This is a genomic window from Microcystis sp. LE19-41.2A (assembly GCF_027530405.1).
Classification (GTDB): domain Bacteria; phylum Cyanobacteriota; class Cyanobacteriia; order Cyanobacteriales; family Microcystaceae; genus Microcystis; species Microcystis aeruginosa.
The window spans coordinates 1-11,790 of record NZ_JAPZQJ010000276.1; the positions used below are offsets into that span (position 1 = coordinate 1).

The window sequence follows — 11,790 nt, forward strand, 5'->3', positions numbered from 1 at the left end:
CTCCTATTACAGACTGGAAAACATATTTTTCAGCAAATTTCTGGCACGTTAAAATTGAACCTAACAGTATCAATGGATTGAATAAAGCTTCTGCAATTGATACTCTTCAACTAAGGGGGGTGGATTTACAAAGGTTTATTCGTAAATTAGGAAGCGTTTCTGAAATTACAATACTGGAAATTGTAGCCGCCATTGCTACTGTAATCGAATTTGAGGTCTAACAAATCATTGCACCCGACCAACAAAAAGCGACTGATGCTGGAAAATAGACCAAAATGGCGGGTGAATTCAGCTGGTAGGGTGCGTTCTCTAATATGGCTCCTACTGCTCCACCAAGAGATTTTGAGGAACGCACCATGCACATTTATTGAAACTGTGAGTCTAAGTGCGATGCCGAAGGCACTGCGTAGCAGTACGCCGCTCTGGTGGGTTAGGTTAACGGCAGACCCCCAACTGTGATCTTTGACTTCATGCCAATTTGTGCGGACTGTATTCAGGTGTTACCTGCTGTGATAGTTAGTAAGTGAGCCTGTTCGTTGAGTTGAGGAGTAAAATAGGAGAAGTCCTAATCTAAGATTTAGTAATGGATAGAAGCATTATAGAACGGCAACCGCTAATTGAAGCAGTCAAGGCTCTCCCTGATGAGGCTTTAGTGGAACTGTCTAATTTTCTTGACTATCTTCGCTATAAAGCAGCCTATCAAAGAGAACTGACCACTCATTCTTCTAGTTTTCTGCTTGCAGTTGCAGGTTTAGGCAACTCTGGTCAACAGGATATTTCAGAACGTGATGAAGAGATTCTAGGCAATGAGATTGATCCGGTGTCCGGCTGGAATCTTAAGCCAAGCAATTCAGTATGACGGCGATACTTGACACCAGTTTTTTGTTTGCCTTGACCGATCAGGGCGATCGCAATCATCAACGGGTGTTGGCTATTGCTCAAAGCGTGAATGAGCCATTGGTTCTACCTGTCGTTGTCCTGCCTGAGGTCTGCTATCTGATTGCATCAAGATTGGGCCACCAAGCAATGCGCCGTTTTGTATCCAGTATGACACCTGATGCGGTTCAAGTTGAACCTGTAATCCCAGAAGACTTGGTACGAGTGCATGAGATATTGGAACAATATGCTGACAATCAGCTTGACTTTACAGATGCAGCGATCATTGCCATAGCTGAAAGGCTTACTATTACTCGCGTTTACACACTTGATCGCCGAGATTTTTCGATTATTCGTCCAAGTCACTGCGATTACTTTGAGTTATTTCCTTGAACCACCAGCTAACACTGCGTGGCAGCGGACGGTCGCAATTCGTCGCTGCCGAGCTTGCTTTCTAATGCCGTCGCTGATTTGAGCCGTTAGCGATCGAGCGCGCTACGCACCGATCGGGTTCTGGACTTCCCCATTGACAAAAAGCCATAACCTGTGCTGCAGGAAGGATTAACAGAATTTCCGATACCCCCTTACTGGGTACAAATTAAGAAAACCTCTAATAAATCTAACGCCGTACAAACTCCTCGTCAATAGCAAATCAGGTTATACTTCACACCCCACACCCCACACCCCACACCCTACCCCCACGAAAAACTTTTTCAGCAGACCCTACCTATCGATCCCATTTTTACCTATTCTAAGCGCAGGATTTCTCCACCTCTGGCTAGAGATAATTCTGCTGCCTGGAGGATTTTGACTAATTCCGTCCCTACCGATCCCGAAGATACAGGAGAATCGACACCCGTAGCCACCGACTCTAAAAAATGTTCGCACAATGCTTTCAGGGGTTCACCATCGGCAATAGGGATAGATTCCGTCTCCTGTCCCCGGGGAATAAAATAGGCTTCCTGACGCTCAAAATGGCCCTTTTGTCGGGTTAAAGGCGATCGAGAGTCTAATTCATTGAAAATTAAAGTCCCTTCGCTGCCAACTATCCCTAAACGTCGCTGTTTATCGGGATTCAACCAACAAAGGTGAATAGTCGCTTGAAAACCATCGCCATAGATCAGGGTTAACCAGACTAAATCGGCTAGATTAGGTTGTAGCCAGAAAGTTCCCCTCGCCTGTACCGATACTGGTGTACTATTTAACCAATGATTAAAAATCGAGATATCGTGAATAGCTAGATCCCACAAAGCGGACACATCCTGACGGACCGGCCCCAGGTGGGTGCGAGTGGCATAACCATAAAGAGGTTTACCGATACCCCCGGATTGCAGGACTTTTTGTCCGGTGATAACGGCCGGATGAAAAAGATAGGTATGATCAACTAATAAAATACGCTGTTTTTTCGCCGCTAATGCCGTTAATTCGCCACATTCTTGGGGATTGAGGGTTAAGGGTTTTTCGGCGAGGACGTGATAACCTAAATTAAGAGCATCTTTAATCAGGGGATAATGACTGATGGCGGGAGTAACGACGACTACAGCCGAGATTTCGGGGTGAAGACGAATTGATTCCCAGTCATTGGCTAAAATAACCTTATTAGTATCGAGATTAAATTGATCGCGACAGAGATGAAGTTTTTCAGGGGAGGAGTCAACGATCGCCACTACTTGTGCTGAGGGATGTTGAGAAAAATGACGGACGAAATGGACTCCCCAACGTCCTACCCCTAAGATAGCGATTCCTGTGGACATTTTGCTTACTCAGATAAATCAATCTAGTTTATTTTAAAAGGATTAGGCGCAATTGTTCATTGATTCTGAGAACTGGAAGGGATTATGTTAAAATTTTTTATCGATCGAGGGGGAACTTTTACCGATATCGTGGCGATAATCGATCAACCAGAAATTATTGAACGACTAGCTAGAGATGCCGCTAGATTTCTGATTGTTCCCCTTGCCGATCAACAGTGGATTGTTCTCTATAAACTGCTCTCGGAAAATCCCGAAAAATACCCAGATGCAGTCATTCAAGGGATCAAAGATATTAGCGGTTCCCTAGATAACATCGAAGTGATTAAAATGGGAACAACGGTAGCCACCAATGCGCTGTTAGAAAGAAAAGGAGAGCGCACGGTTTTGTTAATCACCAAAGGTTTTAAAGATGCCTTGAGAATTGGCTATCAAAATCGCCCCGATATTTTTGCCCGTCAAATTATTCTTCCTTCTTTATTATACGAACAAGTTATCGAAGTGGCCGAACGGTACGATCGTCAAGGACAAGAATTAATCGCCGTTAATCCCGCCCAAGTTAAAGCCGATTTAATACCAGTTTATCAAGCGGGTATCCGAAGTTGTGCGATTGTTTTTATGCACGGTTATCGTTATCCTGACCACGAAAAACAAGTGGCAGCCATTGCCGAAGAAATCGGCTTTACTCATCTAGCCATTTCCCATCAAGTCAGTCCTTTAATGAAACTGGTATCCCGGGGAGATACCACGGTAGTCTCTGCCTATTTATCGCCAATTTTACGCCGCTATGTTGATAGTATTAGCCAGCAATTACCGAAAACTAGCTTGTTATTTATGAAATCCGATGGCGGTTTAGTCACCGCCGATAAATTTCAGGGTAAAGATAGCATTTTATCTGGTCCTGCGGGGGGAATAGTCGGGGCAGTACAAACCAGTTTAAGGGCGGGATTTAGTAAAATTATCAGTTTTGATATGGGAGGAACTAGCACCGATGTTTCTCATTTTCAAGGGGAATACGAGCGCCAAACAGATAACGAAATTGCTGGCGTAAGAATGCGAGCGCCGATGTTAAGTATTCACACCGTGGCCGCTGGTGGGGGTTCGATTTTAGTCTATGATGGTTATCGTTTTCGGGTCGGACCAGAAAGTGCCGGAGCTAATCCGGGACCTGCCTGTTATCGACGGGGTGGACCATTAACAATTACCGATGCTAATGTTTTGTTAGGAAAAATTCAAGCTGCCTATTTTCCCGCTATTTTTGGACAAGAGGGAAATTTACCCCTAGATAGAGAGATTGTGCTGACAAAGTTTCAAGAATTGGTGGCAACAATGGGGGGTAATAATAGTCCTGAACTGCTGGCTGCGGGGTTTATTCAAATTGCCGTAGAAAATATGGCTAATGCGATTAAAAAAATCTCTCTACAAAAGGGTTATGATCTCAGTGATTATACTCTTTGTACCTTTGGCGGTGCCGGGGGTCAAGTGGCCTGTTTAATTGCCGATACTCTGGGAATGAAAAGTATTTTTCTCCATCCCTATGCCGGGGTTTTAAGCGCCTACGGCATGGGTTTGGCCGATTTGAGGGTAATTAAAGAAAAAGCGATCGAACAGCCGTTAAATGCCGATTTAATCGGGCAGTTGCTCACGGAAATGAACGAATTAGAAGTTTTAGCGGGTCGGGAATTAGAGGATTATAATCAGGTGCGGCAGCAAGTTAGTTTAAAATATCAAGGCAGTGATGCCACTTTAGCGGTTAATTTTAGCGATCAAATGCGTCAGGATTTTGAACGGGAACATCAAAGACGTTATGGGTTTAAACAAGAACAAAAAGCTTTAATTGTTGAGTCGATTGCCGTGGAATTGATCCAGACTATGGACAGTCCCAAAGAAGCAATTTTAACTCGCTCCCGTCCGATGGGAGAATTACCTCCTATCCTCGATCGAGTAGCGGTTTTTATGGCTAATCAATGGCGAGAAACGCCAATTTATCAGCGTTCAGATCTGCAACCTTTTGATTGTCTCGCCGGACCTGCAATTATTATCGAAAAAATCAGCACGATTGTGATTGAACCGGGTTGGATGGCAAAATTAACGGAGAAAAATCATTTAATTCTCTCCAAAGATTAACTAGGGTTTGCGGCAAAAAGTTTTTCGTGGGGGTAGGGTGTGGGGTGTGGGGTGTGGGGTGTGGGGTTTTACCAGTTTTGAGGTGGCCAATTACCTAATTTTCAGGGAAAAAGTGCCTAAATTTCCCCCACTTTTTGATTTCAAAAAAGCCTAAAGATATTATCCAACAAGGTTTTTAGCTTTATTCAGTAAACCCTACATAGGGTTTGCTGAAAAAGTTTTTCCTGGAGTCAGGAGTCAGGAGTCAGGAGTCAGTAGCCGGTCGTCGGTCGTTTCAGGCTTTGTTGCCCTCTTTTTTTGTACCAGTTTATGTACTATGAGGAGAATAATGCAAGGTTTTTGAATGTCCCAATCCTATTTTCTTGCACTAACATCAGATTTTAACAGGTCAAAAGCCTTATTTTCAAAGGGTTTTACCATTATTCAGCAAGTCCTACATAGAAATATCTACAGCAGTTATCCTAATTGATCAATTCTCATTTCGCCGAGGTATTTACGGAGATAGGGAGAAAAAACCTCGTAAATCAGGGTAAGGGGTTGGCGAGCGTGCCAAAATAGGTAATGACGACCCCAAAATGCTCCTTTTTCCCCAAAAGCTATTTCTAATTCCGGGGAATGACCGTAATAAAGTCCCTGCACATCGCGATACAATTCCGTGTGCAGCCGCGAGAGACTTTCCCAAATCGGTAGGGAACGATTTTCCAGATATTCGTCCACTTGATTGACAGACCACCAAGAAGCGGCATAGGCTAACCTTTGACCACTAGCTGTGCGTAACCAGACTTGACGACGCAATCTCGGCCCCGGAATCAGGCTAATTTTCATCGGTGCGCCATCCTCATCGTCGCCGATGGGGGACATATCGATCACATCCACTTCCGTTTTTTCACCGGTTAAAAGTTGTAAATGACGGGTGGGAGAACCATCGCCGAGAATTAAAATCTGCCACGGGGGTGCGAGTTGGCTATGGGGTAAACCTTGTTTAACATCGGTTTCGTCTCCTTGCCAGAGAGAGGACAGGGAGTACCAAGGACGATTAAGCAGGGGCTTTTCTTGGGGGCGGAGGATAGCAGTCAAGGTTTGTTACAAAACTTTATGATTTTTTCATTAATCATAACACGGGATTTTTGTCTGCTGGTGATAAAAGCGATCGCCTTGCTCTAATCCTCTCTAAACTTTTCGGTTAGCAGATGCACTTTTGCCAAAGGAGATTGACTATTTTGATTTTAACGATAGAAAGGTATCAAGATCTGGAGGAATTTTTGTAATCTTCTCAGGGCAATTAATTGTCGAATCTTGGGATTAATTTGGGGGGGATAAATGCTGGTGGCTAATTGTTCTTCTAGTAAGGCATATTCTGCCGCAGTTAGGGGTTGATTATCAAGGGGCGAGCGAGCCGAAGTGATAATTTCTGCTCGTAAAACTTCTTCGGGAATATCTTCAGGAGAGGGCAAAGCAAGGGCTTTTAGGGGCGATAAGAAACCGATCGAGATGAGAATAATAATTTTGGTCGTTCGCTGCATTTAATTTAAACCGGGGGGCAATTTTTCCCGACACTGTTGATGAATTTCCCCGATTCTAGCAAACAACCAGGGATATTTTTGACGATAACTGGGAATTAGAGCCAGAGGACTGAGTAGGGCAGTGGCGGCAATATCGGCTACACTTAATTTATCCGCCACCAAATAGGGCTGATTTTGCCAATATTCTAGAATCTTGAGGGCATTTTCTAGTCGCTCCTCCGCTAGTTTTACCCTGGCTGGGGTGATTTTATATTGTTGTCGCACGATATTAATAATTATTTGACTACTCAGGGAAGGATCGATCGCTTTTCCCTCTCCGGCGCGATAATTATAATAGACAAATCTAGTCGCTACTCCAATACTTTCATCTAACCAATCCTCTAGTAACCAAGCTTGATTTTTCTCCTTTTCCCCAGCGGGAATAAAAGAGGGGAAAGGAACTATTTTTTCTAAATATTTTAAAATGGCAGTAGAATCGGCAATAATCTCATCTGCTGCCATTAAAACGGGGACAGTGGTTAACCCTTTGGTTAGGGGACTGAGTTTGAGAATATGTAGTCCGGGGGTGAGATTTTCTACTTGGTAATCAATCCCCTTATAACCTAGGGCTAAACGAGCTTTGCGACAGTAATGAGATGTGCTAAATTGAAGTAAAAGCATTAAGTGTTGTTGGTTGCTATAGTAGTTATCAGTTATCAGTTATCAGATTTGAGTTTTAAGTTCACTGTTCACTGTTGACTGATCACTCTGTTGACTGAATTGGCAATAGGTCTATACTATGAGCAAACCCTCCCTTTTTTCGGCTGTTTCTCGTCCTTATGCGACTAATTCACAAGCAAAAGATCCCTGGTTAGCGGTCAATCTCTCGATGTTTTTCCCCGGTTTGGGACAATGGTATGCTAACAAAAACCAAAAAGCAACCATTTTGGCAATCGCTCAAGTAATATTAATAATTGTGACAATTTGGTCAATTTTTAGCCACAATGGCCATGTAAGCTGGGGATTAGGGGGAATAGTTGCTCTGGTTATCGTTTACATTAGCAATATTTTTGACGCTCACTGGACTGTTTATTATTCCAGACAGAATAACAGCTTAGAGAAAATTCCCCGCCAACAAAAAAACCCATGGTTTGCCGTCTTCGCTAACCGGATTATACCGGGGTTAGGGCAATTGTACGCCGATAAGGTGATCTTAGGGATAATTTTTCTGACTATATCCCTGATTACCCTGAAAATAGATGATTTTTTGGACAATATCCTCTTTCTTACCCCTTTAATTACAGCAATCGCTGTTTATCATGTTTACCACACTTTCCCCGATCAATTTCATCCCCATCGTCACACCTATCGTTCCATTTTGGCGCTGATGGTGGCAGCAATTTTTACTTGGGGAATTATCTGTAATTATTTTCCCGATTGGTTACATCAAAGAATAGAATTTTTCGAGATTCCGAGCGAATCCATGCTGCCTACCCTCGCAGTAGGTGATCGCATTTTCGTCAGTCAATCCAGTAATTATCAAGCGAAAAGAGGCGATATAATTGTTTTTAGAACTCCCGAAAAAATTCAGCAACTAGAGCCTAATTCGGGAGATTTTTTTATCAAACGAGTCATCGCTATTTCTGGGGATACCATTGAAATCCGCAGGGGTAAAGTTTATCTCAACTGGCAAGTTATCGAGGAACCCTACACCGCCGAGTTAGCCAATTATGAAATAGAATTTATGACTGTACCCCCAAAAACCCTGTTTGTTTTGGGAGATAATCGTAACCATAGTTTTGATTCCCATGCTTGGGGTTTTTTGCCAGAAAGTTATATCGTTGGTCAAGCCTATAAAGTTTACTGGCCTCTCGATCGTGTCCAGTCTTTGCTATGATGGGGATGACTAAGCTGTTGACTATCTGAATTACTCGTTAAGACTTCATGGGAGCAGGGAGAGGGGGGTTGAGCATTTGTCCTAAAGTTTACAATACGCAGTTTAAATGCAGTACAGCATCCCTTGAATTGTTCCTGAAAAATTACCACTGGTGCTAGATAATTAACTTCAATCTTTTCTTGATTAATATGCTGTTAAAATTCCCTCAAAAGCTGAAAATTAAGCAAATAATATTATTAGTATTCTGGCTAGGAATAGGGATATTTTTCTGGTGGTTATCGTGGCAATCCCCCGGGATGAGCCAAATTCAACGACCCGAAACAGTTGCTCAACAAATTTATCAAGCAATGCCAGATTTACCGAAAGAAAACAACTATACCCGTCGAGATACAGGGGCGATCGATCCGAATAATACTTTAATAAGTCGCTTTCTTCGTTATCATCAAGATACAAAAAAAAGGTTTACTCTCATCCGTTTTGATTGGCAATTAACCCTAGGGGATTATCTAGGAGTGAACGAGAAAATCAGCGAAGAAAACTATCCCGGACAAGCAACCCTTACGGTTAACCCGATGGCTGCCGATATCAAAGCGATTAACAGTCTTAATCGTCGTCAAAGGCAGCAGTTAGTCACCCTTCTAGTCGAAATTTATAACCCCGCCATTCTCCCCCAAGAAACCCCCAATCCTAGCCCTTCTCCCAGTCCTTCTCCCCGTCGTCCATCTTTATCAAAACCGGGAGATGCCGACCTATTAAAATTCTAGAAAATTATGGAAAAAATTCTCAAATATGGTTCAGGTTGGCGACTCGGTTGGGATCCTAAGGCAGCCATTTATAAAGGATTAATTGGTGGCGATGATTGGGCGATCGAATTGACCGAGGCCGAGTGGCAAGATTTGCGTCGGTTACTATCACAATTGACCGCAACTATGGCGGCCATGGCCACAGAATTAATGGATGAAGAAAGTATTGCTTGTGAAGCGGAAAGCGAGCTTTTATGGTTAGAAGCGGCAGGATTTCCCGATAATTATTCCCTGCGATTTATTCTCTATCAAGGTCGCGGTTGTGAGGGCAATTGGTCGGCCACTGCCCTGCCAGAGTTGCTCGCCGCTTGGGACAATTTGCTTTACAATTTTTAAGAAAGCGGTGGGCATAAGTTAATTTTTGTCTCCCCCTCTTGACTTTTTGATTCCCCTGTGCTGCTATGCTTGCCCATCCGAGGACGAAGACCGATAATCTCACCTACACTCCGCCCCCATTGCTGAAAAACGGTTTTGCCATGACTCTCTATGTGTCCCTAAAAGCGCGAGAAACCTGGCAAAATACGATCGCTATTCCCGAACCAGTCTATCAAGAAACCATTTTCACCGGGGCCAATGCCGTCCCCATCTACGGGATTGTTTCCATTCCCCCGCAAGGGAAGGGAACAATTATCGGCACCTACGGCATCACGGGAGACTTAGATAATCAATGGTTTTTAAGAATTTTAGGCAGAAAAGCCGTAGCAAGAAACTACGCAGTCGTCCTCTTCGATTGGCGGGCCCACGGTAAGACAGCCGAATTATCCCCGACTCTCACCTCCGATGGCATCTATGAAGGGCTAGATTTCCTTCATATTGCCGCCCAAGCCCAAAAAATGGGCTGTCCTGCTCCTTTTTGGTTCACGGGTTACTCTCTGGGGGGACAATTGGCCCTCTGGGGAATTAAATCGGCAGAGAATCAGGAAGATATGGGGATCGATCCCGTCGATATCGGTGGTGGTGCGGTAATTTGTCCTAATTTAGACTCTAATCGTTCTTTATCCTATCTCGTCCGGGATCCCTGGGGGAAACATTTGGAAAAAGCGATCGCCAGGGAATTACGCAAGTTAGCCAAACGCATCCATCAAGCTCATCCCGATCATATCGATCCCGAAGCAATTACTCGCGCCACCACGATTGCCGGATTCGATCGAGAATTAGTGATTAAAAAGCTAGGATTTGAGACAGTTTTTGACTATTATGCCGCTAGTAGTCCCTTGCCCTTTCAACCCTATTTAACTAAACCCACTTTTATCCTCTACGCGGCCGATGATCCCCTCTTTTCCCCCGCAGTTATTCCCGATCTGCAAGCAGCGATCGCCGATAATCCCCACGTGGATCTACTCTTAACCAACTATGGCGGTCATGTGGGTTATATCAGCAGTTTATCCTGTCAGCGTCAGTGGGGCGATAGCGATCGCTGGTGGGCATGGAATCGGGTTTTAGACTGGTTTGACCAAAAAACTGGCAAATAATACTAAATCCGTTGAGTATAGGTTACATATCACGATAGGCACTCATGCAAGAGGGGGAATAAATAATCAGTTTTTAATAACCAGATTTAGTATAGGGTTGGCTGAATAAATCTAAAAACCTTGTTGTATAAGACTTTTAGACTTTTTTCCCATCAAAAAGTGCCAGACATTGGGGTGATCGGGGGGGAAATTTAGGCACTTTTTCCCTGAAAATTAGGTAATTGACCCCCTGAAAATGGGTAAAACCCCACACCCCACACCCCACACCCCACACCCTGCCCCCACGAAAAACTTTTTGCCGCAAACCCTAGTATAGTTTCTAGGAGTCAAAGGCCACTAGAAACTCCTCCACCTGTTCCCGAGTCGGTTGGGAGGCGATCGCTCCTGCCCCCCTTGTCACCATTGTCCCCACCGCACAGGCATAAATCACCGCCTTACGGGCTAAATCGGCATTTTCCCCAATTTGATCGCCTCCAAGACCGGCAAGAGCCAAAAAACCCGCCACAAAGCCATCTCCTGCCCCGGTTGTATCCACCACCTCCCCGGGAAAAGCCTCGACAGTGCCGCTATTTTTGCCTAAATGATATTTACAACCTTTTGCGCCGCCAGTAACCAGAATTGCCCCTAAATTGGGGTATTGTGATGATATTTCTCCGGGGGTATCAGTGCCAAATAACCATGCTGCTTCTTCCTCGCTACATTTGAGCAAATCGGCCCAGAAGATAAAATCTCGAATCCGATCGGGAGCGGCCTCAAGATTAGGCCAAAAAACCGGCCGCCAGTTGATATCGATCAATACTTTCACCCCGTAAATTTTAGCTAATTCGAGGGCGCGCATCATCGCCGCTCTCGCCGGGGGATAGGCTAACCCTAGGGTTCCCATCACTAGATAATCGGCATTTTTAAACAGATTTTCGGCTAATAAGTCACCATTAAGGGCAGTATCGGCAAAATCCGTCGTTTTAATGCCGCCAAAACCCGCAAAATGTCTGTCTCCCCCAGCATCGCGGGTGACATAAACTTGTCGGGTGGGTAGGGTGGCATGATACTGTACACCAGTAGTATCGACTCCGAGAGCGTCTAGCAAGGCGATTAACTGTTCCCCTCGTTGATCTTTGCCCACACAACCGATAAAAGCCGAATTTATGCCCAATTTTCGCAATCCACAGGCCACGTTTGCCGGCGCACCCCCGGCATAGGTTGTCCAAGAAGTCACTTGCTCTATAGAGCGCTCGCTTTGATCGGCAATTAGATCAGAGAGGATTTCCCCTAAACAAATGACAGACACCGGCGAAGATCTTTGATTGTTAAGCATTGGTGTGGGAAGTGGGGTGTGGGGTGTGGGGTGTGGGGTGTGGGGTG

13 protein-coding genes are annotated in these 11,790 nt (G+C 44.5%); 8 read left to right on the top strand and 5 right to left on the bottom strand.

Annotated features, from left to right (window positions below; genetic code table 11):
• From O9290_RS11750 to O9290_RS11760, 3 genes are all read left to right on the top strand, one after another.
• On the top strand, positions 1-221 hold a 221-nt coding region (locus O9290_RS11750), incomplete at its 5' end, for a type II toxin-antitoxin system PemK/MazF family toxin (RefSeq protein WP_288059531.1).
• Positions 222-583: 362 nt separating this feature from the next.
• On the top strand, positions 584-859 hold the full coding sequence (locus tag O9290_RS11755; RefSeq protein WP_002758127.1) for a hypothetical protein: 276 nt from the start codon (positions 584-586) through the stop codon (positions 857-859).
• Positions 856-1,269: a type II toxin-antitoxin system VapC family toxin gene (locus O9290_RS11760; protein ID WP_002758126.1), complete on the top strand. Its 414-nt coding sequence runs from the start codon at positions 856-858 to the stop codon at positions 1,267-1,269. Before O9290_RS11755 ends, O9290_RS11760 begins: the two co-directional genes overlap by 4 nt.
• A 353-nt stretch (positions 1,270-1,622) precedes the next feature.
• Here O9290_RS11760 and O9290_RS11765 read toward each other — a convergent pair whose 3' ends face one another.
• Complete coding sequence (locus O9290_RS11765; protein ID WP_288059527.1) at positions 1,623-2,630, bottom strand: Gfo/Idh/MocA family protein; 1,008 nt, start codon at positions 2,628-2,630, stop codon at positions 1,623-1,625.
• A gap of 84 nt (positions 2,631-2,714) precedes the next feature.
• Here O9290_RS11765 and O9290_RS11770 point away from each other — a divergent pair, with 84 nt between their 5' ends.
• A complete protein-coding gene (locus O9290_RS11770) occupies positions 2,715-4,754 on the top strand; it encodes a hydantoinase/oxoprolinase family protein (RefSeq protein ID WP_002758123.1) in 2,040 nt (679 codons plus the stop codon).
• A gap of 456 nt (positions 4,755-5,210) precedes the next feature.
• Here the strand turns inward: O9290_RS11770 and O9290_RS11775 are convergent, their stop codons facing one another.
• The 3 genes from O9290_RS11775 to O9290_RS11785 form a co-directional block, all read right to left on the bottom strand.
• Positions 5,211-5,831, bottom strand: a complete 621-nt coding sequence (locus O9290_RS11775; RefSeq protein WP_288023231.1) for a chorismate lyase — start codon at positions 5,829-5,831, stop codon at positions 5,211-5,213.
• Positions 5,832-5,980: 149 nt separating this feature from the next.
• The gene (locus O9290_RS11780) at positions 5,981-6,277 is read right to left on the bottom strand and encodes a hypothetical protein (protein ID WP_002758119.1); all 297 of its coding nucleotides are present in this window, start codon (positions 6,275-6,277) and stop codon (positions 5,981-5,983) included.
• The gene (locus O9290_RS11785; protein ID WP_288056219.1) at positions 6,278-6,937 is read right to left on the bottom strand and encodes a glutathione S-transferase family protein; all 660 of its coding nucleotides are present in this window, start codon (positions 6,935-6,937) and stop codon (positions 6,278-6,280) included.
• Positions 6,938-7,055: 118 nt separating this feature from the next.
• On the opposite strand from O9290_RS11785, the gene lepB reads away from it, so the two are divergent.
• The 4 genes from lepB (at position 7,056) to O9290_RS11805 (ending at position 10,428) form a co-directional block, all read left to right on the top strand.
• Positions 7,056-8,153, top strand: coding sequence for a signal peptidase I (gene lepB, locus O9290_RS11790; protein WP_288056221.1), 1,098 nt, complete (start codon positions 7,056-7,058; stop codon positions 8,151-8,153).
• A gap of 188 nt (positions 8,154-8,341) precedes the next feature.
• On the top strand, positions 8,342-8,917 hold the full coding sequence (locus O9290_RS11795) for a hypothetical protein (protein ID WP_012264411.1): 576 nt from the start codon (positions 8,342-8,344) through the stop codon (positions 8,915-8,917).
• 6 nt (positions 8,918-8,923) lie between these two features.
• Positions 8,924-9,292 carry a DUF1818 family protein gene (locus O9290_RS11800; protein ID WP_002758115.1) on the top strand — a complete coding sequence of 123 codons (369 nt, stop codon included), beginning with the start codon at positions 8,924-8,926 and terminating at the stop codon, positions 9,290-9,292.
• A gap of 65 nt (positions 9,293-9,357) precedes the next feature.
• Positions 9,358-10,428 carry a YheT family hydrolase gene (locus tag O9290_RS11805; protein ID WP_288056223.1) on the top strand — a complete coding sequence of 357 codons (1,071 nt, stop codon included), beginning with the start codon at positions 9,358-9,360 and terminating at the stop codon, positions 10,426-10,428.
• A gap of 319 nt (positions 10,429-10,747) precedes the next feature.
• On the opposite strand, the gene O9290_RS11810 is transcribed toward O9290_RS11805, so the two are convergent.
• A complete protein-coding gene (locus O9290_RS11810; protein WP_288056224.1) occupies positions 10,748-11,743 on the bottom strand; it encodes a carbohydrate kinase family protein in 996 nt (331 codons plus the stop codon).
• Positions 11,744-11,790 lie beyond the last annotated feature (47 nt).

Excerpts from the sequence above, each read along its gene's own strand:
- O9290_RS11755 (WP_002758127.1), top strand. The coding sequence starts at position 584 with ATGGATAGAAGCATTATAGAACGGCAACCGCTAATTGAAGCAGTCAAG.
- O9290_RS11760 (WP_002758126.1), top strand. The coding sequence starts at position 856 with ATGACGGCGATACTTGACACCAGTTTTTTGTTTGCCTTGACCGATCAG.
- O9290_RS11765 (WP_288059527.1), bottom strand. The coding sequence starts at position 2,630 with ATGTCCACAGGAATCGCTATCTTAGGGGTAGGACGTTGGGGAGTCCAT.
- O9290_RS11770 (WP_002758123.1), top strand. The coding sequence starts at position 2,715 with ATGTTAAAATTTTTTATCGATCGAGGGGGAACTTTTACCGATATCGTG.
- O9290_RS11780 (WP_002758119.1), bottom strand. The coding sequence starts at position 6,277 with ATGCAGCGAACGACCAAAATTATTATTCTCATCTCGATCGGTTTCTTA.
- O9290_RS11785 (WP_288056219.1), bottom strand. The coding sequence starts at position 6,937 with ATGCTTTTACTTCAATTTAGCACATCTCATTACTGTCGCAAAGCTCGT.
- lepB (WP_288056221.1), top strand. The coding sequence starts at position 7,056 with ATGAGCAAACCCTCCCTTTTTTCGGCTGTTTCTCGTCCTTATGCGACT.
- O9290_RS11795 (WP_012264411.1), top strand. The coding sequence starts at position 8,342 with ATGCTGTTAAAATTCCCTCAAAAGCTGAAAATTAAGCAAATAATATTA.
- O9290_RS11800 (WP_002758115.1), top strand. The coding sequence starts at position 8,924 with ATGGAAAAAATTCTCAAATATGGTTCAGGTTGGCGACTCGGTTGGGAT.
- O9290_RS11805 (WP_288056223.1), top strand. The coding sequence starts at position 9,358 with ATGCTTGCCCATCCGAGGACGAAGACCGATAATCTCACCTACACTCCG.
- O9290_RS11810 (WP_288056224.1), bottom strand. The coding sequence starts at position 11,743 with ATGCTTAACAATCAAAGATCTTCGCCGGTGTCTGTCATTTGTTTAGGG.